The sequence below is a fragment of the Chryseobacterium sp. OSA05B genome (assembly GCF_019970065.1).
Lineage (GTDB): Bacteria > Bacteroidota > Bacteroidia > Flavobacteriales > Weeksellaceae > Chryseobacterium.
Genome location: NZ_JAHXYH010000002.1, coordinates 438876 through 462597, shown reverse-complemented (window position 1 = coordinate 462597; position 23722 = coordinate 438876). Strand labels below are relative to the sequence as shown.

15 protein-coding genes and 5 tRNA genes are annotated in these 23722 nt (G+C 38.8%); 11 read left to right on the top strand and 9 right to left on the bottom strand.

All coding sequences use genetic code 11. The annotated features are described in order from the left end of the window. Positions 1-38: 38 nt before the first annotated feature. The 6 genes from LC419_RS09540 to LC419_RS09515 all read left to right on the top strand — a co-directional run bounded on the left by LC419_RS09540 (position 39) and on the right by LC419_RS09515 (position 3610). Positions 39-123: transfer RNA gene (locus LC419_RS09540), tRNA-Ser, on the top strand. 31 nt (positions 124-154) lie between these two features. Further along, positions 155-229, top strand: a tRNA-Pro gene (locus LC419_RS09535). 32 nt (positions 230-261) lie between these two features. After that, a tRNA-Arg gene (locus LC419_RS09530) sits at positions 262-335 on the top strand. A gap of 329 nt (positions 336-664) precedes the next feature. Next, a complete protein-coding gene (locus LC419_RS09525; RefSeq protein ID WP_223607121.1) occupies positions 665-1942 on the top strand; it encodes an erythromycin esterase family protein in 1278 nt (425 codons plus the stop codon). Further along, a complete protein-coding gene (locus LC419_RS09520; protein WP_223607120.1) occupies positions 1942-2844 on the top strand; it encodes an ABC transporter ATP-binding protein in 903 nt (300 codons plus the stop codon). Before LC419_RS09525 ends, LC419_RS09520 begins: the two co-directional genes overlap by 1 nt. Continuing rightward, the gene (locus tag LC419_RS09515) at positions 2837-3610 is read left to right on the top strand and encodes an ABC transporter permease (protein WP_223607119.1); all 774 of its coding nucleotides are present in this window, start codon (positions 2837-2839) and stop codon (positions 3608-3610) included. Before LC419_RS09520 ends, LC419_RS09515 begins: the two co-directional genes overlap by 8 nt. A gap of 53 nt (positions 3611-3663) precedes the next feature. Here LC419_RS09515 and LC419_RS09510 read toward each other — a convergent pair whose 3' ends face one another. After that, positions 3664-4161: a hypothetical protein gene (locus LC419_RS09510; protein WP_223607118.1), complete on the bottom strand. Its 498-nt coding sequence runs from the start codon at positions 4159-4161 to the stop codon at positions 3664-3666. A 129-nt stretch (positions 4162-4290) separates the two neighbouring features. Between LC419_RS09510 and LC419_RS09505 the strand changes: the two genes are divergently transcribed. From LC419_RS09505 to LC419_RS09485, 5 genes are all read left to right on the top strand, one after another. Continuing rightward, positions 4291-6261, top strand: coding sequence for a M43 family zinc metalloprotease (locus LC419_RS09505; RefSeq protein ID WP_223607117.1), 1971 nt, complete (start codon positions 4291-4293; stop codon positions 6259-6261). 317 nt (positions 6262-6578) lie between these two features. Beyond that, a tRNA-Pro gene (locus tag LC419_RS09500) sits at positions 6579-6653 on the top strand. Between the two features lie 32 nt (positions 6654-6685). Further along, a tRNA-Arg gene (locus tag LC419_RS09495) sits at positions 6686-6759 on the top strand. 1036 nt (positions 6760-7795) lie between these two features. After that, positions 7796-8668, top strand: a complete 873-nt coding sequence (locus LC419_RS09490) for an ABC transporter ATP-binding protein (RefSeq protein WP_223607116.1) — start codon at positions 7796-7798, stop codon at positions 8666-8668. Between the two features lie 5 nt (positions 8669-8673). After that, a complete protein-coding gene (locus LC419_RS09485) occupies positions 8674-10239 on the top strand; it encodes a hypothetical protein (protein WP_223607115.1) in 1566 nt (521 codons plus the stop codon). A gap of 59 nt (positions 10240-10298) precedes the next feature. Here the strand turns inward: LC419_RS09485 and LC419_RS09480 are convergent, their stop codons facing one another. The 8 genes from LC419_RS09480 to LC419_RS09445 form a co-directional block, all read right to left on the bottom strand. After that, positions 10299-11141: an SH3 domain-containing protein gene (locus LC419_RS09480; RefSeq protein WP_223607114.1), complete on the bottom strand. Its 843-nt coding sequence runs from the start codon at positions 11139-11141 to the stop codon at positions 10299-10301. 17 nt (positions 11142-11158) lie between these two features. Next, the gene (gene prmA / locus LC419_RS09475) at positions 11159-11986 is read right to left on the bottom strand and encodes a 50S ribosomal protein L11 methyltransferase (RefSeq protein ID WP_223607113.1); all 828 of its coding nucleotides are present in this window, start codon (positions 11984-11986) and stop codon (positions 11159-11161) included. Between the two features lie 271 nt (positions 11987-12257). Continuing rightward, positions 12258-12971: a 3-ketoacyl-ACP reductase gene (locus LC419_RS09470; protein ID WP_223607112.1), complete on the bottom strand. Its 714-nt coding sequence runs from the start codon at positions 12969-12971 to the stop codon at positions 12258-12260. Between the two features lie 396 nt (positions 12972-13367). Continuing rightward, a complete protein-coding gene (locus LC419_RS09465) occupies positions 13368-14933 on the bottom strand; it encodes a calcineurin-like phosphoesterase C-terminal domain-containing protein (protein WP_223607590.1) in 1566 nt (521 codons plus the stop codon). Between the two features lie 74 nt (positions 14934-15007). Next, complete coding sequence (locus tag LC419_RS09460) at positions 15008-16456, bottom strand: SusD/RagB family nutrient-binding outer membrane lipoprotein (protein WP_223607111.1); 1449 nt, start codon at positions 16454-16456, stop codon at positions 15008-15010. A gap of 10 nt (positions 16457-16466) precedes the next feature. Further along, positions 16467-19427, bottom strand: a complete 2961-nt coding sequence (locus LC419_RS09455; RefSeq protein ID WP_223607110.1) for a SusC/RagA family TonB-linked outer membrane protein — start codon at positions 19425-19427, stop codon at positions 16467-16469. A 348-nt stretch (positions 19428-19775) separates the two neighbouring features. Then, a complete protein-coding gene (locus tag LC419_RS09450; protein ID WP_223607109.1) occupies positions 19776-20522 on the bottom strand; it encodes a glycerophosphodiester phosphodiesterase family protein in 747 nt (248 codons plus the stop codon). A gap of 62 nt (positions 20523-20584) precedes the next feature. After that, positions 20585-23683 carry a TonB-dependent receptor gene (locus LC419_RS09445; RefSeq protein ID WP_223607108.1) on the bottom strand — a complete coding sequence of 1033 codons (3099 nt, stop codon included), beginning with the start codon at positions 23681-23683 and terminating at the stop codon, positions 20585-20587. Positions 23684-23722: the final 39 nt, after the last annotated feature.

The following is a 23722-nucleotide window of genomic DNA, read 5'->3' as shown; positions in this document are numbered from 1 at the left end:
CAATAACGGAACAACGATCATTAAAAAATAAGAAAAAAGGAGGGTTGCCAGAGTGGTTAATGGAGCAGTTTGCTAAACTGTCGACGTGCAAGCGTCGCAAGGGTTCGAATCCCTTACCCTCCGCTATTTTTTCTTTTACTATCAATATACACTTCGGGGCGTAGCGTAGTCCGGTCATCGCGCCTGGTTTGGGACCAGGAGGTCGCAGGTTCGAATCCTGCCGCCCCGACAGTTTTATTAATTTTCTCAAAATTACTTAATGGGTGCGTAGCTCAGCTGGATAGAGCATCTGCCTTCTAAGCAGACGGTCTCAGGTTCGAATCCTGACGCGCTCACTTAAAAAGACTCACAATTTTCATTGTGAGTCTTTTGTTTTACAACCTTCCATTTTCACACAAATTTTACGTTTTACAAAACAAATACGTACGCTCAAAAATTTCAAACTATCTACTTTTACTTTTGTATAAATACCTGATCCTTCAATAAAAAACCAATTTTCATTTATGGTAGTCAAAGACTAGATGACAATTCGTCACCACTCTACCTTCCGGCATTATTTTCGTCATCCACATAAATAATTCACACAGAAGAGTAACATTCTTTAATAAAACACCACCAATCAATAAAAACAAAAGAAAATTTATTAACCTGTAAATTTTAATGAATGAAAAAAATACTTTACAGTTTTATCATTTCCGTCATGGCGATTTTTGTCCTGAACAAAATAATATACCAGGAAATTCCTGAGAAGGATACGAAAGAGCAGCTGGCAGAAATCCAGCGCTACAAACATCCTGTGAAAAGCATTTCTATGGAATTCAATGACAACAGTGATCTGAAAATATTTGACTCCATTCTGAAAGATAATAAGGTTTTAGTACTTGGGGAAAATACACATATGGACGGATCTACTTCCGAAGCTAAAAGCAGGCTTATCAAGTACCTCCATGAAAATATGAACTATAATGTTGTGCTTTACGAAGCGGGACAGTATGATACCTGGATCATGAACGAAGAAATGAAGCACCACACGCTTAAGACTTCTGGAGATTCCATCGGAGGTCTCGGCCTCTTCGAATTCTGGTGGAATGGCAAAGAAACCCAACCGCTGATCCGGTATTATCAAAAAACTAAAACGACTGCTCACCCTATTGAAGTAGGAGGTTTTGACATTCAGTTTTCCGGAAGTGTACTGGCATTCAACCGGGGAAAGCTGTTAAAAGATTTTTTAAGCCGCAATACCATCGATATTAAAGCCTTTCCGGTTTTCAACAAACATATTGATGAGCTTAATCAATTTATTTACAAAAAATACGTCAACAGGATTTTAAAAGGAAATCAAAAGAATGAATTTCTTCAGGAGCTCACCAGACTTGAGCAGGCCGTTCTAAAACTGGACAAAACACCTGAAAATACGATGTATGCAAGATATTTCCATGATATGAAGAACAACATAACCAAAAGCTGGAAATACAAACCCGGATCTATGCCGAGTATGCAGTTCAGAGACTCTCTGATGGCCAAAAATCTTATCCATCAGATTGATTCTGTTTACAAAGATAAAAAGGTCATTGTATGGTGCGCGAATATTCACTCTTTTGCAGAAAGATACAGTAAAGATTATCTTCCGCTCGGTGCTTACATCCGTAATCAATACGGGAAAACATCCTATATTATTGATTTTTCTTCATATGCCCAAAAAAATGAAGGGGGAAGCATCTCTGACAAACCCGGAAAGTTTGCCATAGAAAATATATTTCACAGGACAAAAACACCTTATTTCTTTCTTAATTTAAGAAATATTCCGGAAAGCTCATTCCTGAAGAAGGAATTTGTTTCAACCATCAACCAGAAAATGGATATGAAAAGGAACTGGAGCCGCTCTTTTGACGGAATTTTCTATATAGACACCAATACTGTTTTAACACCAATCACGAAATAATGGAAAGCATCACTACTAAAGACCTGAGTTACACCATAGGCTCTAAAGCCATTTTAAACAATATCAGTCTGAATGTTCCGGAAGGGAGTATCTATGGCTACCTGGGAAGAAACGGAGCCGGAAAATCGACAACGATAAAGCTTCTTCTGGGACTTCTGGAAGAGACGGATGATAAAATATTCATCCAAAGTAAGAGTTTAAAACAAAACCGAACAGAAATTCTCGCCTCCACAGGAAACCTGATAGAATCACCTTGTTTTTATACGAAACTGACGGTTCATGAAAATTTAAAGTACCTGGATATTATCTACCACAAAGGAAGCAAAAGGATTGATGAAGTTCTGGAACTGGTAGATCTTCACAAGGAAAAAAAAAAGAAAGCCAGCGCACTCTCGATGGGGATGAAACAGCGACTGGGAATAGCAATGGCGATATTTCATGATCCTCAACTCCTGATTCTGGATGAACCTCTGAACGGTCTGGATCCTCAGGGAATCTTTGAAATGAGAAAGCTTTTTCAACATCTGAATGAGCAGGGTAAAACTATTTTTCTGTCAAGCCATATCCTGAGCGAGCTGGAAAAAACAGCTACGCATATCGGAATCATTGAAGGGGGCAAAATGGTTTTCCAGGGAACGAAGAACGAACTTCTGAGCCAGGTTGAAAAGGATGTGGTTCTGAAGGTAAACAACACTGAAAAAGCAGTTTCTGTCCTGCAGGAATCGTTTTCTGTTTCGCAATACAGTCCGAATAAGATTTCCGTGAGAGCCAATGATGGTGAAAAGTTTAATTTACTCATAAAAACAGTGATTGACAACGGAATTGAGATCTATGATATAGAATCTCAGAGCACGAATCTTGAACAGATCTTTATTAACCTAATTTCTAAAAACCATGACTAATACTTTCTACAGAGCTTTTTCTTCTGAACAATATAAACTTTCGAAAAACAAAGAAATATTCGGGATACTTTTGCTTCCTGCCTTTATTATTTTCGCTTTTGACCTTTATTATCTTTATGGTATTCTTACTGAAGGCGGACCCAGTGAAGCAACTTCCAATCCCTGGAAAATGGTATTGGGAAAGACGGTATCCCTGTTTCTTTATATGCTTTATCCTATATTGGTTTCTCTGTTTATCCATGCCTGCTGTGACGTAGAGTACAAAAACAACAATTATAAAATTCTTTTTACCATACCCGTTTCAAAATCAAAGATATTTTTGTCAAAAGTATTGTTTATGCTGATGACGGTCTGGTTTTCTATGATTATGACCTATCTTGTTTTTCTTCTGAGTGGTTATTTATTAAGTCTTACTTTTCCGGAGCTTGGATTTCAGAATTATGATTTCAGAGAGGTGATATTCTATGCTTTCTTAAAGTTTGGGATCACCCTTTCAGCGATCACCATGATACAGCTTTCTTTAAGTTTGACCTTTAAAAACTTCATCTACCCGATAGGTTTCAGCATGTTTATGCTCGTTTTTTCAGGCCTTGCCAATGAGAAAAAGTTTTCTGATTTTATAGTGTACACCGGAGGTTCCAAACTTTTCAGAAATTTAATGTTCGAAAATATTTCTTTTGAACGGCTGGATTACTGCAATATAGCTGCGGTGTTTATCTTTGCTGGAGTGAGTTTTTATTTGTTTGTGAGGAAAAAGGGCGTTTAAAATACATCAAATCGCTCTCAGGTTAAAAAAAACATCGGAGAGCGAAACCTTAATCAGCGTACATCTTTGCCGGAGAATTTCTGTTTGCTTTTTATCTCTTTGAAAAGCTCTCTATAAAGAGATTCCAGTTCTTTCGGGGGCACTCCGGAATCAAAGGTTGATGATTCATAGGTCTTGCCGCCTGTTGTAATCAATATGGTGGAAGCTAGAGCTCTGTCTCCAAATCTGCCTTCAGATGGAGATTTGAATGATGCTATTTTATACAGATCGATCAACTCGGCTTGTTTTACAATACTTTCCCAGGCTGCTGCAGACAAAACATCCACTGAGATAGTTCCGTTTACAGATGTGGTTTTAGAACCTGGAGTAAATGAAATTAATCTGTTTGTACCTCTGGTCTGTTCCGTGATTTCTATCTTTTCAATCTTAGATTTTTTCTGTACACCATTTGATGAAATGGTATCCGAACTTCTTTTTTGTTGAGAAGTACAGTTTGCATTTGATAAAATAAGAGGGATTATCACAATCAATAGCTTGTAACTAATTTTCATTGTTTTTTAACTTTAGCCTAAAATTATTAGTAAAAATAAATATATTTGTAAAATTAATTAAAATATATACACATGAAAGGTAAAACTACTTTTAAATTACCGTTTTTACTTTTTTTAACACTCTTTTGTTTGGCATTCGGACAAAAAAATGATCCTAAAGATAAGATTGTTTTTGGAAAAGTCTATTCCCTTGAAGAGCTTAGAAAAACAAATGGATTTGTGAGATGTGCTTCTACAGAATATGAAGCTATGCTACAGCAAAAAGATCCGAAAAGAATGACTGAGCAGCAGTTTGAAGACTGGATTGGACCATTAATTGCTAATGCACAGGCTAACAAGTCTCAAAACGGTGGAGTTATTACAATACCTGTTGTAGTACACGTTATTCACAGTGGACAGGCATTAGGCACAGCACCTAACATTACAGATACACAGGTTCAGTCTCAAATCACTGTTATGAACAATGATTACAGAAAACTGGCTGGAACTCCCGGAGCAAATACCAGCCCTGTAGGAGCAGACACCATGATACAGTTTGCTTTGGCAAAAGTGGATCCTAAAGGAAATCCAACCAACGGAGTAGATCGTGTTAATCTTTGTCAACCTTCATGGTCCACGGCAGCGATTGACAGCTACGTAAAGCCAATGACAATCTGGGATCCTACAAAATACATGAACATGTGGAGCGTAAACTTCTCTGATGCTGATCTTCTTGGTTATGCACAATTTCCTTCCAATTCCACTTTACCGGGATTGAATACCAATGGAGGTTATGCTTATACAGACGGTGTAGTAGCTAACTATGCTACTTTCGGAAGCAGTGCTTATAATGACGGAACATTTTTATTAAATGCTCCTTATGACCGTGGAAGAACAATGACTCACGAGGTGGGACACTTCTTAGGATTGAGACACATCTGGGGAGATTCAAACTGCGGAAATGACTTTGTTGCAGATACTCCTGTTCACAGAACATCCAACGGCGGATGCCCTGCGCACCCTAAATCCAACACCTGTGGTACTCCTGATGAAATGTTCGAAAACTACATGGACTATACCTTTGATACCTGTATGAACATTTTTACCATCAACCAAAAGGATAGAATGGTAGCTGTAATGAACAATTCTCCAAGAAGAATGGAACTGAAAACATCTACAGCAGATCTTCCTATTCCTTTATTTGCTAATGATGCAGAATTAAAGGGTGAAAGAAACTGCTTCGATACATCATGTGCTGACGCTCCTGCACTTATTACTGCTCAGTTCTCAATATACAACAGAGGAACAAGCTCCCTTACGTCTGCAGTGATTACTTATTCTGTAAACGGCGGAGCTCAACAGACTATTAACTGGACTGGAAACCTAGCTCAGGATAAATACGCAATAATCAGCATTCCTTCAGGAGCGGGTTCAGGGACTGTTTCTGCTAAGATTACATCCGTAAACGGAACTGCTGATCAAAGAGCAAGCAATGACTCTTCTTCTGTAATTCTTGGAAATACAGTCCCTGTATCAAGTACAAACTTTACATTCGAATTACAGCTTGACTATTGGGGATCTGAAACTACGTGGGACTTAAAAAACAGCGCAGGTACTGTAGTTTACAGCGGTGGTCCTTATGCTGACGTTCCAAACCCAACTGCAAGTACGCCTCTTCCGGCAGTAATGACTCAAAACTGGGTATTGCCTTTAAATGACTGTTATACATTCACGATCAATGATTCTGAAGGTGATGGTATCTACGAGTACGAAGGTTTCTACAGAGTTAAAAATTCTGCAGGAAACATCGTTCTTGGAGGATATGATTTCACAGATTCACAGCAAAAACAATTTAAAGTATTAGGAGCATTATCTACCAGCGAAGTGGTAAAAGATAAAAACACAGCAGGTGTTTATCCAAACCCTGTAAGTGATGTTCTGAACGTTACCAATGTTGCTAACAACACTAAATATGAAATTTACAATGCCGTTGGTCAAATCGTAAAATCCGGAGCTCTTGAAGATCAGAAAATCCGTGTTGCAGAATTGGCAAAAGGAACGTATTTCATTACTTTCAAAAATGACAAGAAAACAGAAAGTGTAAAATTTATAAAAAAATAAATTAAATCTTACCCTGTAGTTTTTGCAGGAATAATAAACCTTCGGAGAAATTCCGGAGGTTTTTTTTTATTTTTATTTTTCTTTTTTTTAATCCTCCGAAAAAATGTAAAGACAGGAAAAATCTGTATATAAAACATTGATATTTAACTTACAATATTTATTCATGTAATGGAGCAGTCTCTTTTTTAATCCACAATGGTTTTAATTTCACAAATTATTATTAAATATTTTTTCAAGATTGTCTTTTTTATTCAAAATAATTTTCTATCTTTGCACTCGCAAAAACGAAGTAAAATTCGTTGAGATGACCTAATAATCGGGGCGTAGCGTAGTCCGGTCATCGCGCCTGGTTTGGGACCAGGAGGTCGCAGGTTCGAATCCTGCCGCCCCGACAGTTTTAGTAATTTTTTCAAAATTATTTAATGGGTGCGTAGCTCAGCTGGATAGAGCATCTGCCTTCTAAGCAGACGGTCTCAGGTTCGAATCCTGACGCGCTCACTTAAACCTCACAATAAAAATTGTGAGGTTTTTTGTTGTATAATACACTCATCATAAAATTTAAAACAAATTCCCATTTCAAGTTTTTTTAAACATTAAGATTAACTCATCTTACATCCAAGCTAAAACTTAATATTCTTAAAAGCTTATCGCACCTTAATGGTTTGATTTTTTCTCTCGATCATAGAGATCAGACAAATCAAAATAAAAAAAATATGCATCATCCGATTAATCTGCGGAACAAAAAGCAAATTACATAAAATTTATTTGGACCAGTTTCATATAGAGGAAAAAAGCTCTTTGCAGACTACCCGAAAAACATATTGGATTCTGGGAGCTAACGTTGAATTGGCAGCCTTCAGCCTTTTTAAAATAGAACCAGAAGCTTTTCTATCTGCTCTCGCAGGTGGTTGTGTGGAACTGATATTTAGCGCAATTATTTACATTGCCTACAGGGGTAATAAGCTTAAACAGATGAAAAGTCGTCAACAAACCTGCTTCCGGGTAATGACCTAGACCATTTCTCCTTACTAGCATCAATCTGAGGATAAATGCCATTCTCCTTTCTATATCACTTCCCTTCTGTAGTAAAATTGCATTGTATTGCTCCATCAATGCTCTAAAATTGCGCTCATACAGGATTTGCCTACAAATACGCCGGGAATTATTTTTAACCGCGTTTTGAGGCTTAATGAGCTTATATTTATTGTTTATGATTATACAAAATCTCTATTGATCAACTCAATGGTCATTTTTGCACTTCCACCACTGAAGATTTCTGACGTATAGCACAGGTTAGATATATTTTTTCTGCATTGCACTCCCTCTATTCTTGCCGTGCGTTTTTTATCAAAATTTAATTTCAATAAAAACACAAAAATAGATATATAAAATTAACTAAAATCTCATTAAAACAAAACAAATATCAGTACAATGAGTATTGTCTTAGATCTTTTAATAAGTTAATCAAAACTGACCCTAAAAATACTGATTTACAACAATATAAATTGTAAATTACGGTACAAAAACACAAAGAATGCAATTAGAAATCAAAACCCTCACCAAAGAGTTCGGCAAAGGTAAAGTCGGACTATCGGATTTTACCATGACCATTGAAAAAGGGGTATTAGGTCTCCTTGGACCAAACGGCGCAGGTAAATCCACTTTAATGAAAATCATTGCTACGATAAGCAAACCAACGCATGGAAACGTATTCCTAAACGGAGAAGATATTATTAAAAATCCGAATGTAATCCGAAAAATACTGGGATACCTTCCACAGGATTTTGGGGTATATCCCAATCTTAATGCTTATGAATTTTTGGAATATATTGCCGCTATGAAGGGAGTTGGCGGATCGGGTCTTCGAAAACGAATTGATATCCTGTTGGAGGGAGTCAATCTTATTGAAAATGCAAAACGCCCTATCGGTACTTATTCCGGAGGAATGAAACAAAGGATAGGGATTGCGCAGGCCTTACTGAATGATCCTAAAATATTAATCTTCGACGAACCTACCGTTGGGCTTGATCCGGAAGAAAGGGTTCGTTTCCGTCAATTGATCTCAGAAATGGCGGGTGATGCCATTGTCATCCTTTCCTCGCATATTGTATCTGATATAGAAACGGTAGCTGATGAAGTAGCCATCATGAAAAACGGAAGTCTTATTGAAAAAAATACGGGGCCGGCTATTATCAGCAAAGTAGAAAACAAAATATTTGAAATTGCCCTGTCTCCGAATGAATTAGAAAAGTTTAAAGCAAAATACCTGATAGTGGATATTACAAGACTGTCAGATAAAACAATGGTTCGGTATATCTCTAATTCAGAAGGGTTTGAACAGGGCTCAAAACCCGTGAATGCCAATTTGGAAGATGCTTATTTATTTTTAACCAAAAATCAGCATTAGACATCATGGGAAATTTATTCAACACCTTAAAAGGAGACTATCTGCAGCGCAGCCGCAGCTATGCTTTTCTCATCACTGTGGCCATAGCAGTTTATGCCGCGCATTCTTTTGTTCCCCCACCGGAAGCAGATTACAGTACACTAAACATCCCGGGATACAAAGGAGTGTACAACTCGGCATGGGCAGGACATATGACTGCACTGATGACCACGATCATGCTGTCTTTATGTGGATTTTACCTGGTAAACAGTACAATCAAAAAAGATATTGATACTGAAGTAGGGCTCATCATTGCAACGACTCCTATCAGTAACTTCGGCTACCTCTTTATAAAATTCCTTGGTAATCTTATGATTTTGCTTACCATTTCGGGTATTGCTCTTCTGGTAGGAATTGTCATGTTTTTTATACACAATTCAGGGTATCCGTTTTATATCGGAGATTTTTTGCGGCCTTATTTTTTTATGGTTGTCCCTGCTATGATTTGTGTTTCAGGACTGGCAATAGCAGCAGAAGTCTTTCTAAACCGGAAAACTATTCTTCAGAATTCTATTTATTTTTTGACTTTCATGACCATTATACTTACCATGGCCAGACAGACCAATACAATGGGGGATAATATTAAGGATGTTTTTGGGGTAGGCATTGTAACAAGCAGTATCAATGAAAAGATTAATAAGCAGTTTAATGAAGATATTCAAAGTATAACATTGGGCTATATTAAGCTTGAAAATAATCAGTATAAAACTTTTGAATGGAATGGTGCATCCTGGGACAAAAATTATCTGATCGGCAGACTGGTGTGGATAGTTTTAACCTTTTTATTGCTGTACATTTCATCTCTTTTCTTTCACCGATTTGACTTTAAGCAATCCGTACAAAGACGTCCGATATTACAAATTTCAGAAGAAAAAACAACCCCAGCTCCTTATTCGGGGTTTAGAAAATCTGAACTTCCTGAAATAACTCCAGCCTACGGAATTATACCATTCGTTAAAACAGAGCTGATGATGATGATCAGAAAAGATGCAAAATGGCTCTGGCTGATTAATGTAGGTTTATGGGTTGCCTCCATATTCCTTCCTCTGGAGAACGCTTATATTCTTTTACTTCCGGCATTATTTTTCCTTCAGGTTAACAGAATATCAGATCTCACCTCTAAAGAGGTAACGAACCGGCTTCATTATTTTACATTTGCCTCCTACAAGCCATTACAAAGATTGCTTCCCGCACAGGTTTTAGCAGGACTCACTCTTTTAACTGTACTGGCACTGCCTGTAATTTTCCGCCTGCTGTTCAGCTTCCATTTTATTTCCATTATTCAGATTTTAAATGGGATCGTTTTTGTTGTAGCTCTAAGTGCTTGCCTGGGTGTGGTAAGCAGTGGACGAAAATTATTTGAAATTTTGTTCTTTGCACTTACATATATTGCTTATAGAGTTCCCGATGCCAATTATCTGGGAAATATAAATAATCATGACTACCAAATGATTACAACTTTATTTATGACAAGTTGCGCTTTATTGATTTTAAGTTTTGCCGTAAGAAAAAATCAGATAAAAAGTTTATAATACACTTACTAAATTCTAAAAAAATAGTCTGTTTCAGAAACAGACTATTTTTTTTGGCATTATTTGATTTTATAGGAACTTCCGTCCCAAAGATAGGTTTTGGAAGCACGTTTCTTCTTTTCCCTGTCTTTATCGTCTTTTTCCATTTCCTCCGTTTTAAAGATAAAAGCATTGGATACTCCGCCTTTATCATTGGGAAATACAAATCCTTCGGTATGGTAGTATACATCTGCGTCACCAACATTCATCAGCTGAGGCAGAGCAACCAATTTTTTATCCCTGAAAAGCACATACTGACTGTAGCTAGCAATTCCGCAGGCCTCACCGGAAACCATTGCTTTAAGGGTTAATTCTACATTCTGCAGCTTATGGCCGCTTTCAATGGTAAATGTTCCATAGCTCAGCTCTTCTCCCCTGCCGGTATCAAAATACACCTCATCGATCATGATATTTCCTTCCATCACTTTGATGCCAGCGATATTCTGCTTTTCTGTACCGTTATATTCCTTACTTTTCCGGTCTACAGTTTTTGAGAGTCCAAAAAGGAAGTCATAGCCATTTTTGTTACGGTAACCTACACACAGATTGCCGCCCCAGATATAGCCTTCAGAAACAATATCTCCTTTCTGGTAAGAAACCTTGTACCAATTGGCTTCTCTTTCGCCCAGTCTCAGGATAGCATCTTCTTTTTTAAGAATCATCACCTGCTGATTGGTCTGCAGAGAGTCAGTAACCTGTGACTTTACATCCGCTTCTTTTCTGACCCTGGTCCAGTCTGTAAAAACTTTCTGGGGTTTATTTTCCTCAAAACTAAAAACTCCGTCAGCATACGTCATGTTTTCTTCCTGTGCCGAAAAAAGCTGCAGGAATATTAGACATAAAACGGTCAGTGAAGATTTCATAATACAAGTTTGTTTCATTATTTTTCCAATAACAGGCTTACCCATTCTTCACGCTGAAGCTTTTTCTTAAGCTCCATCCCGCTTTGTTTACAAACTTCCAGGATATCATCCACATCAAAGAAACACAGACCGGAAAGGAGTAATTGACCGCCTTCATTCATTACATCAACATAAGTAGGAATATCAGAGATCAGGATATTTCTGTTGATATTGGCCAGAATGATATCAAAATTCTCTTTTCCCAAGTTTTCTGCAGTGCCCAGTTCAATATCCAGTTCAACGCCGTTTCTGGCAGCGTTTTCTTTTGAATTTTCCACAGACCATTCATCAATATCAATCGCTTTTACGTCGCCGGCACCCTGCTGTTTTGCATAAATCGCCAACACGGAGGTTCCACATCCCATATCAAGGACTTTTTTACCATTGAAATCAATATCCATCATCTGCTGAATCATCAGGTGCGTCGTAGGATGATGCCCTGTTCCGAAAGACATTTTAGGCTGAATGATAATTTCGTGCATTCCCGGTACCGATTCATGGAATTCTGCTCTGATCAGGACTTTATCATCAATATTAATCGGTGAAAAGTTCTTTTCCCATTCTTCATTCCAGTTGATATTCGGCATTTCTTCGAATGAATAAGTGATCTCTACATTTTCATTTTCAAAAAGCGGAAGCGCTTTAAGCTCCTCTTCTTTAAACAGTTCTTTCTGAATATATCCTAAAATTCCGTCGATTTCTTCTGTAAAGCTGTCAAAACCTATTTCGATAAGCTCTGCCATTAATATCTCGTTCCATGGCTGTAATGGAGAAATCTTGAAATTGAATTCTAAATAATTTTGCATGTGCGTAAGTAATTTAGTGCAAAAATAAGAATGTTATTACGGTTAAAAAAATTGAAGTGTGTTCAGTATCGTTTTTTTGTTGATTCCATTTTTATTTTAAGCGCAGAGGCACAACTTTTTTTGAGGTGTTAACACAGCATAGGCAGGAAGAAATAAAGTTTTCTATATTTTGGCTAAAGACGGACAAATTTATGTAAGAAAAAAGCGGGCTAAAGCCCGCTCCTATTGAATATTTTTATTGTTTGAATTCATCCGAAACGATCAAACATTCTTATGGATTGGTAGAGAAAATAGAAGCATTGGCAATCAGTGCTCTTCTGTTCATTTTTAAAATATCTCTTACCCATTCCGCGAAATCTTCCGGCTGAAGCACCTTATCCGGATTTCCGTCTGTAAGTCCTCCCTGAATACTCATATCAGAAGCGATGGTACTTGGTGTCAACGTGATGACACGGATGTTCTGTTTTCTCCATTCCGCCATCATCGACTGTGATAATGAAACTACCGCTGCTTTTGATGCCGCGTACGCTGACATATTCGGGCCACCTTTCAGTCCTGCTGTAGAAGCTACATTGACAATATCTCCCTCACCATTCGCTTTCAGAAACGGATAAACAGCCTTAGAAGCATAATACACTCCAAATAAGTTGGTTTTAATCACCTGCTCCCAGGTTTCGGAAGACATCTCTTCAATGCTTCCAAAATCTCCGATGCCTGCATTATTGATTAAAATATCAACACTTCCCAATTGCTGTGCAAGAGATTCAATCCCTGCTTTCACTTCAGATTCATTATCCATACTGAAAACAGCATACGCCGAGTTTACCCCAATCGCTTTGATTTCTTCGACTGTATTTTTAAGGTTTTCTTCATTTCTACCGGTAACGGCAACGTGTACTCCTTCATTGGCCAAAGCTAATGCAACTGCCTTTCCCAGTCCTCTTCCACCACCTGTTACGATGGCGTTTTTTCCGTTTATATTCATAATATTATTCTTTCGTAGGGCAAATTTACGAAAGAACATTTTGACAGGGCCGGAAGAATAGACATTTAATACAATTTTAATAGTAAACTGTTACATAGCTGATTCTTTCTATCACAAAAGACAAAAGCTTTTTTACGAGTAAGCTATTTGAAGTTTAAATGCTTTTCGAAGAAAAAGATCATATAAGTTTAAAAAAATCATAATTTTTATACTGCTGAATAACAATTGTCGAACCGACGAAAATTCCCCTCCTGTGGAGGGTGTCGAAAATTCAAAGAAATTTTGACGGGGTGGTTTATAAGTCCAAAAAAAGTTTATGCTGGTTAAAATAAGTTCAACACAAAACCAGCTTCAGAAAAGCCGGTTTCAATTGAAAGTATAGTAGAAAATGAAAAGCTATGGAATAAGAACCGGGTTCTGTACCTCGAATTCTTCTGAAGCTGTAAACTGATTTCCGTACATATCGGAAGCTTTCACTTCAAGTTTATGTTTTCCCAAAGCCAGTTTTTTAGGAAATCCTGCGGTCCAGATATGTTTTGACATTTCAGGATTGGAAGGTCTTCTGCCCGGGAAGAGATTCTGTGTAGAGTCCCATTTAAATACAGAAAGGGCAAAATTCGGATCTACTGCTTCATCGTAGTCCATTTCTTCCCAATTTCCGTTGTCTATTCTGTACTCTACTTTATCTTTTTTACTTCCCATAAAGAAGTTGGCCAGAATTTTTGCAGAGGTTTTCGAAGGATAAGGAATTGCTTTCGGAACATATAGTTTGATCTGATAGTCATCCGGTTTTCCGGCTGTTTTGTATTTAACTTTATACTGATTATCATTAAAACTGATGAATGAATATCCTTTTGCGGTTCCGTCTCTCATGGTGGAGGTAGGAAGTCCTGCATCATCAGGCGTTCCGGAGTACCAGTCTCCGCAAGTGGTTCCTACATTATATTCATGAAGGTCTTTTGATCCGTTCCAGCCTGCCTTTTTCGTATAAAAAATCTGTTGCTGAATATGGGTATGCGCCGATAATAGCAGGACATTTTCAAAAGGATTCAGAAAATCAAATAATTTCTGACGGTCTGCATTTCTGAAATTATCTTCGTTATTATGCTCCAGTGGAATATGGAAAGAGATCACAATCAGTTTATTTTTATCCACCAGTTTCAGATCATTTTCAATAAATTTCAGCTGATCTTCACGAAATCCACCCCAATATCCTTTACCATCTCTAGGATCCGGATACAGAATATCATCTAAAATAATAAAATGCACATTCCCATAGTTGAAAGAATAATTGGCAGGACCAAAATTGGACTCAAAGGTTTCATCTGAAAAACGGTCTTCTTTCGCATCGTAGTTCATGTCATGATTTCCCATTACATTATACCACGGCAATCCGATTTCTTTCATGACCTCTGCATAAGGTTTCTGAAGGCTCAGATTATCCCCAACCAAATCTCCCAGACTGATGCCCAATACAGCATTTTTCTTGGTGTTTTTCACTTCATTAACGATTCCTCTTTTGAAATAATCAAGTTCCTTTTCTGTATACGGCTGAGGATCTCCGAAAACAAGAATGTCAAAATTTTTGCTTTCTTCTTTTTTGTAAAGGGGGAAATTCAGCTCTTTGGGAAGTTCTCCCGTTGGCGCTGTTCCTTTGTATTTGAAGTCTGCCGGTGAGCCTTTTGGCTTGTGATGATGGTAGAACTGGGGCAGATTATTACCGTTTAAAACAGTCTGGTATCCTGAGGGTTTGATCACAAAAATAGTCTGGTCTTCCTGAACCGGCAAACTGTATCTTCCGTTTTTATCGGTAAGAACGACCTGAACTCCATTTGAAACAGCTACTCCTTCAATTCCTTTTTCGCGGTTTTCTTTCTTCTGATTCCTGCTACCGTCTTCAAATACATATCCTGAAACAGAATCCTGAGAGAATGCCATTGCTGAAACCAGCACACAAGGCATTAAAAATTTTATACTAATACTCATATCTTTCTTTTTTCTTTATTCTTTATTCTTTATTCTTTATTAAATCTTATTTACTTATTCCACCACATTTTCACATTGATATGGTCTCCACCCATTGCCTGTACTGCCGCATTGTAATTTTCAGCATTCATGACCTTTGTCGTGGTTGGATACATGAATCTTACCGGCATTACCCCACCATTCTGCAATCCTCCGTTATTGGGAAGAACAGGAAGCTTGGTCCGTCTGAATTCATACCATTGCTGATGGTCTACAAAAAACAGGGAAATGTATTTCTGAAGCATGATCTTCTGCAGTGAACCGTCATAGGCCAGCTGAGCATTATTGAAATAATTGGCAGGAACCACTGCACCCCACTGTTCTATGATGGATTTAACTCCGGTTTCATAAAAAGTCTGCTGACTTCCTGCGATAATTCCCCTGTTGACAAGCTCCGCCAGAATAAACTGCACCTCGGAATAGGTCATGATCAGGACCTTTAACGGTGCTTTTGCCAGGTTCTGGTTTAGGTTGGAAGGCTGATAATCGAAAACAGTTCCCAATGCATATCCGGACGGAGCTCCTTTATATCCTATATCCACTCCTGCGGTATTTTTTGCTTTGGTAAAGAACATGCTCAGCCTTGGGTCATTATTATTTTTCAATGCTTCTACGAAAAATTCACCTGCTGCTCTGGAGGTTGTAAAATCCTGCGGACGGGCGATTGGCGGCAGGTATGGTGATATCCCCGAAAGAGAAAGAACAACGCTGTCACTGTTATTTTGGAAAACAGGATATTGTGTTGGATTGTTAACGATCTCCTGGATTCTTTCATACACATTCACTTCACCGTTTCTGCTTAGAATTCTCGTCAGAAGTCTTAATGAAAGTGAATTACAAAACTTTTTCCAGCCTAAGATTCCGGTTTGGCTGTTGGTATTGGCATTGTAAAACAAATCTGTTTCGGTAAGTGCTTTTGTAGCATCAAATAAGGAGTTGGCTGTTTTCAAATCATTTAAAAGCTGTACGTAGATATCTTTCTGCTGATCATATTTAGGTTTTAAAATTCCTTCCTCACCTCTTCCGGCTTCAGAAAACGGAATATCTCCGAAAGCATCCGTAAGATTGGCGGTGATCCAGGCGTTCAGGACCATTGATATGGCGAGATAGTTGTTGTTTTCTTCTTTAGCAGCGTATTTTTTGAGTTCATTGACCTGTTTCAGCCATCTGTAGGAATTGTCCCAATATCCTGCTCCGCTTTTCTCATTAAAATAATATCTGCTGAATGTATTGCCTTCATTAGGAAAATCCAGGGCATCCTGCATAATATCAAATGTAAAATCATCTGCCCTGTTGTAGCCGTAACTTCCCATTTCGTATTGAATCGGAGCCAGAAGACTTCCTACGGACGGATCCTTAATTCTGCTGGTATCGGTATTGATTTCTTCAAAAGTTCTGTCGCAGGAGTGAAGCGCGAAAACAGAAGCAGCCACTGCCAGATGTATGATTATTTTTTTCATTTTTTTTGATTTAGAATTTAAGATTTAACTGAAAACCAACTGTTCTTGCAGTCGGGAGCTGCCCCATTTCAACACCGGGAGTAATGGTGGCATTATCCAAAGTGGCTACCTCAGGATCGAACATGGGGAACTTCGTCCACATCCAAAGATTCTTCCCGAAAACAGCCAGCGTAAGATCTTCAAGTCCCAGAGACTGTATGGTTTCTTTTGGGAAGGAATAGGATATCCTGGCATCTCTGAGTTTGATAAAATCGGTGCTGAAGCTGTTGGTTTCCACGTTGGCTCTCCGATAATAATCTGCGTAATAGGATGAAACGGTCACTGCCTTTGTATTTGTGCTGTAGCTTCCGTCAGAATTCTGAACAACACCGTCTCCAATGATCATCCCACCCGGATTGTCTCTTCCCGGAAGCGTAGATTTAAGTTTTCCCTGCTCAGACATTTTGTGGTGCGACTGAGAATAAGCAATACCGCCGTACTGTCCGTCAAATGAAAAACTGATGGTGAAATTTTTAATTTTAAAATCATTCTGAAGACCTGCTCTCCATTTCGGGAATGCATTTCCTACTTTCTCAATTCCTGCAGGAATTTCCGTTAATCCGTCTCTATACACCACTTTTCCATCCGGCGAACGCAGCAGTTTGTATCCGTACATATCTCCAAGGGAACCTCCGACTTCCATTTTATAGAACACGACTCCTCCTACATTGGAAACAATTCCGTCAAATCCTTCAGGAACACTCATGACCCGGTTTTCGTTGGAAGACCAGTTTCCACCGATCTTCCATGAGAAATCTTTAGATTTTACAGGATAAGCGTCCACAGAAACTTCAAGACCTCTGTTCCTGATTTTTCCTGCATTGATCACTCTTTTAGAGAATCCGCTCTCAAAAGGCAACGATACGGGTATGATCTGATTTTCGCTGACGTTCTGATAGGCAGTGAAATTAAAATTCAACCTGCTTTTGAAAAGACTGAAATCCATACCGGCTTCGATATTGGTATTTTTTTCCGGCTTCAGTGAAGGGTTGTTAAAAGTGGTCGGCGATATCACACTTCCGGTAATATTACTGGCGGTATAATAGTTGTCCAGCAGATAAGGATCACTGTCTATACCTACTTTTGCCCACGAACCTCTCAGTTTCCAGAAATTCAGCTGATTGCTTTTCAGGTTAAAAATATCAGACAGAATAAAACTTGTACTTACCGAAGGATAAAAGAAAGAACGGTTTGCTTTCGGAAGGGTGGAACTCCAGTCATTTCTTCCCGTTATGTCTACAAAAATCTTATTGTCATAACCTGCTGTAAATAACCCGTAAACACTTTCAACCTGCTTATCGCGGGGAACCGGATATTTCACAGGAATGGAAAGCGCGTTGGTAAGGCTATATTCTCCCGCTGTTTTTAATCCGATTGCCTGATAGTCGTTCATGACGTACTCATTATACCGCATACTTCCTCCGGCAGAAGCAGAAAAGCTGAATTTGTTCAGGTCTATTTTATACGAGAATAAAAGGTCATTGTTATATTCGTGATTTTTAATAAACTGCTCTCTGTAATATCCTTTCAAGTAATTGGCAGAACTCCACGGCCTTCTTGTGGTTCTGGTTTCATTTAAAATTTCAACACCTGACCTCAGCATTAAGCTGAAATTATTGTTAAACTGATAATCCGCTGTAATATTTCCTGTGATTGTCTTTTTCTTAACCCCATTCAGCATTTCATACGCGATCAGATAAGGGTTGTCGATATACGAACTGAACGGGTGAATCTGGTCGACCTGCTCCTGTCCGTATTTCCAGACCGGTTTATACCATTCAAGATCTACATTCGGATTCTGGAAAATCATGAAATAAGAAATCGACTGGTTGTTGTATCCCGTAGCTGGAAGGTTGTCACTGGTGGTTGTATTGTATGAAAATTTGGTAGATATTTTTAATTTTTTCGTTAACTGATGGGCGAACGACAAAGCAAAATTAAACCTGTCAAAACCTGTGTTAGGCATCATCCACTCATTGTTAAGGTACGTAAGAGACGTTCTGAAACTGGTTTTTTCATTGGAACTTTCCACGGAAATACTGTTGGAATAGGTAGAACCCGTTCTCCAAAACCCTTTGATATTGTCTTCGTAAGGTCTCCACAGCTGTCTTTCCAGACTTTGTCCCTGTTGGGTAGGATCGTATTGAAAATAGTACTGTCCGGCGAATTTGGGTCCGAATGCGCTACTTGTTCCGCCTGTACTCACCCCGTCCGCAGATAAACCGTAAGAATAGTAAAATTCCCCGGCTTTATTTTTGGCTAGCGTTCCCTGACCGTATTCATATTGCCAGTCCGGCCATTTCAATACCGTATCAAAACTTGAGTAGGAATTAAAAGTCACATTCAGCTTTCCATTCTTACTTTTCCCGGATTTTGTAGTGATCATTAAAGCTCCGTTGGCTGCACGGGAACCATATAAAGCTGCGGCAGAAGCTCCTTTCAGAACGGTTACCGATTCGATATCATCCGGGTTAATGCTGTTCAGTCCATTTCCCATATCAATAGGAACATCACCTCCGGAACCTGCACCATAAGCCGGTGTATCAGTCCCTGTCGTGGAATTTCCCATCGGAACACCATCCACAACGATCAGGGCATAGTTGTGATCCATCATAATGGATTTTTCTCCTCTGAGGGTTATCCTTGCCGTTCCCAGCGGTCCGGCTCCTGCTGTCTGAACTTTCAGCCCGGCTACTTTTCCTTCCATCGACTGGGCCCAGTTGTTGTTCTGGGTTTCCTCAAATGTTGCGGAACCTACTTTTTCAGCAACATACCCCAAAGCTTTATCATGTCTCTTGATCCCCAAAGCAGTTACCACGACCTCATCAATGCCTTTAACAGTATCTTTTTTTGCTTTCTGTTGAGCTGCCAGGTTGACGCTGACCAGTCCTAACAGCGACAAAACCAGCAGTTTTTGTTTCTCTTTACGCATATCCTTTTTGTTTGCGCAAAATTAGACCGACATTATCGCTATGGCTTTAACATCGTTTTAACATTTATTAAAAAAATATGAAACAAAATATGAACGTATTCTTAACAACATTGAATACACCTCTGATAAACAGCGGTTTAAAGAATTAAGGATGTTTAATGTCGTTTTATATTGTCATTGGCGTATCTTTATTATCTTGCTCTGAGAAAATAAAACACAACCCATTTAAAACACTGATAAACAATAAACTAATTTAATTTAAGAGACAAAAAAGCCTGTCCCTACAATGAGACAGGCCGTGATTTTCAATATCAGATTTTTTTTTAAATCCTTAAAGAATTAAAGCTGTTATTTATTTTTCAGCTGATCAGGAATATTGGTGGTCACAAAACCGATTCCCTGATTTTTCAACTGTTCGTACACTGCCGGATCATTGACCGTCCAGGAATTCGTGATAAGGCCTAATGCTTTTGCATCAGAGATCCATGTTGGGTTTTTCTGGAAAACACTGTAATGATAGTCCATTCCGTCAAGACCTTCTTTTTTGATCTGCTCAGGAGACAATTCTCCGTTCAGATACTGTACTTTGAATTTCGGTTCCAGTTTTTTGATCTCTTTACAGATGTTTAAGCTGAAAGAAATATACTCACTTTGACCTTCCAGTTTCATTTCCTTAATCATTTTAAGGGTCTTCTGAGTGATCTCATTTTCCAGTTCCGGAGTTTTAGCCGGCTTAATCTCAACGATCAGCTTTAAAGAGACATCTTTTTTTCCCTGCTTCAGATAATCTTTTAACATAGGAAATTTTTCACCATTGGACAGTTTCAATCCTTCCAGCTCTTTGAAAGAAGTCTCGGAGATCTCCATTTCACCATGATGCTCATCGTGATTGACCACAAGAATACCGTCTTTGGTCATTCTCACATCAAATTCCGATCCGTATATTTTTAATTTCTGGGCATTCTCTAAAGATTGAATAGAATTTTCCGTGGTAGGCGGCTGTGCCTGGAAATAGCCTCTGTGTGCGATAATCTGGGTTTGTGCCTTCATTAGGACTGTACTTAAAACTGCTAACCCTAAGATAAAATTTTTCATAATACAATTTAGATAATTAGATAAAAATCTTAAAAACGTTTGATAAAGGTAGTGTTTACATATTAAAAACTGTATTTGGCACCGATCTGAATCTGGTAAGGATTCCCGGAAAGAGGTGCTAAACCACTGGTATTTTTAGTATATTCAAACTGTTTGGTAGCCTGGTTGAATTTTGGTGCCCTATAAAGCGCCATATTTCCATAGGACTTATTGACACCCCATTCTTTGTTAAGAAGATTCGCCAGGTTGAAAATATCTACAGAAATTTCAAAGGCTCCGATTTTTTCAAACTTGATTTTTTTGGCAACACGAACATCCCATACTCCGAAGAATCCGTTTTTACCTCCGTTACGTTCTGCTATGGCATTGTTGTATTTTTCTACATAATCTTTCAACGCCTGTCCTACTTCAGGATCATTGAGAAGCGGTTGTGTAATGATTTCCGGGAAGATGTAAGCAAGATCATTCGTGTCTACGAAATCTCCGTTAACATTTCCACCTGCGGTTACCGAGAAACGCGTTCCTCCGATTCCGGAATACCTTACTCCCAGCGTAAATCCTGCGATGGTAGGTGAATTACCATACACTACAATCTTATTTCTGAACTGGTTATCAGAATACGTCATTCTCAAATCTCTCGGATCTCCCTGAACCATCGTGGACAATGTCGCTGAATTCGCAACGTTTCCATTGTATGAGGTATTGTCTTTGATATCGGACCAGGTATAACTTGCCGTGATCTCCCCATCTTTCCAGTAACGGTAGCTGGTATCCACCACAAATGAGTACTGGTTCACTTTTCCATCACTTACAAGTTCAAGTACTCTTCCAAAGTTTTTATTGATTCTTCCTTCTTTCCAGTCTACTTTCGTCCCGTTGATCGATGCAGCCGGAACATAAACCCCTCTTCCGCCTTCATTAGCCAGTGTGAAATAAGGATCAGGCATCATATTACGGTCATAATAGAAGTAATTGTTTCTTCCCAAAGCCATGTATCCTGCAATTCCTGCTCTGAATCTTTCGTTAAAGAAGTGGGTGTAGGAAATATTTGCTTTATAAACGATAGGAATTTTTGCATCTTCCCCGGTGTAGTTGATCGTAGGGATCTGGTACTGGGCCAGTGAAGGAACGGAACTGTAATCGGTTCTGTATCGGTAGAAATCCGGTGTAAGACCCGCTGTAGCAGGATCTACATCTACTGTTGCCAGATGTTTTCCGTCAAACACAAGATTGTTGATGATCATATAATTATTGATATCGGAAGAGAAGATTCCCGCTCCGAATTTCAGGAAATCTTTATTCTGCTCATTGAAGTTCCATTCGAACTGGAATCTAGGCTGAATCACAAAAGATTTGATTTTATTATCTGTTCTGATGCCCATCTGATCATATAGCTTTTGGTTGAGTTCAGCTTTCGGATATCCTCCATAGTCAAACCTTACTCCTCCCATTAAATCAAGACCTTCCCCGATCTTCGTCTGAAACTGCCCGTAAAGACCGATGTTCCAGATATTGGATCTTACAGACGGGTCTTCCATTAAAGGTACTTCTCTGTAAAACCTGTATGCGATAAGGTTATCAAAATTATACAGATTACCCAATCCCAGTGTTGGATCTTCCCTGAACTGGAATCTTCCGTTCACCTCACTTCCATATATTGATTTCGCACTGGTATACATCAGGTCTGCACCGAAAGTATATTTTACCTTATCCGTATTGTAGTATAAATTATCTACAATCTGGATCACATTATTTCTAAAACTTTCCTGTCCGAAACGGTGTCCACCGATCTGAATATTGGTAGCTCCCACTCCAGGGGTTACAATATTTTCTACAATGGCTCTTGGAACAGGCATTCCCAATTCATCATTCTGATAACTGTTCTGGAAAGTATAGAGATACTGAGCCTTTAATTCGTTGGTAAGGTTAGGTTTTAAATTTGATCTTAAGGTTAAGAGTAAACTGTTGTCAATATTTTTATCATTGCCATAAGATTCAAAGAAATTGATCGCAGTATTATCTGTCAATCCGTTTTTATTCAGATCGTAGGTAAAGTTGTTTCTTAAGGTCAATAAATGCTTAGGACTGATCTGCCAGTCCAGACGTAAAAATCCGGCATCTGAATTTCTTACTTTGTCAAAACTTCCAAACTGTGGCGTATTTCCTACCCCGTATTTTTTTCTGGCAATATCAAGAAACTGATTCAGCGTCTGTGTATTTGTATTAAGCCTTTTCTCATCATCCGCAGATTTGATATCGGCTATCTGCAACGGTCTTGAATCTAACTGGTGATCCCATGCCACGAAGAAGTGTAATTTGTTTTTAATGATCGGTCCTCCCAGTGAAAAACCGAACTGAGACGTAGAGAAATCATTCTCTCTTTTGTTTCCTCTGATGTCATAAGGGCTGGAAAGCCAGTTTGTCCTCAGGTATTCCCATGCACTTCCTGAAAATTTATTCGTACCGGATTTGGTCACGGCACTTACTGTTCCTCCTCCACTTCTTCCGAGTGTTACGTCGTACTGATTGGTGGTGATTTTGAATTCACGTACAGCTTCTATCGAAATAGAAAACGGTGCGCCACTACGGCTGGTTGTAGATCCTGCAGAAGTCGGGTTTTTGGCCGTCATCCCGTCGATCGTAAAGTTGGTGGAAGATCCCAGCTGTCCGGACAGGTTTCCGCCTTTTCCGCTTAATGGGGACAATTCGGTAAGATTGGTGAAATTTCTTCCGTTCACCGGGAGCATGCTGATGTTCTTCGCTGAAATAGCGGTAGCTGCTCCGAGGTTTCCGATCTTGTTTTTAAGGTTTCCGGTCACTACCACTTCTTCTATCTGCTTCTCGTCACCCCCTAAGCTCATGTTTACCGTAACCTGGTCTCCGAAATTGACATTATATCCTTCTTTCTTCTCCTCGTTCACGATCACCGTATAAGGTCCGCCCAGAGGGATTTCTTTAAAAATATATTCTCCTTTCGAATTGGTTTCCGTCTCCGTCCTGAACCCTGTAGACTCGTTCACGATGGTTACCTTCACTTTTTCCTGAGCAGTACTGCCCAGTCCGGTAATTCTTCCCACGATAGAAGCCTGCGTAGTCTGCGCATAAGCCAGTGTTCCAAATCCCAAAAACAATAATCCTAGTACAATCTTTACTTTTCTCATCTCTTCAAATTAGATGAGCAAAGGTATTTTGACTTTACG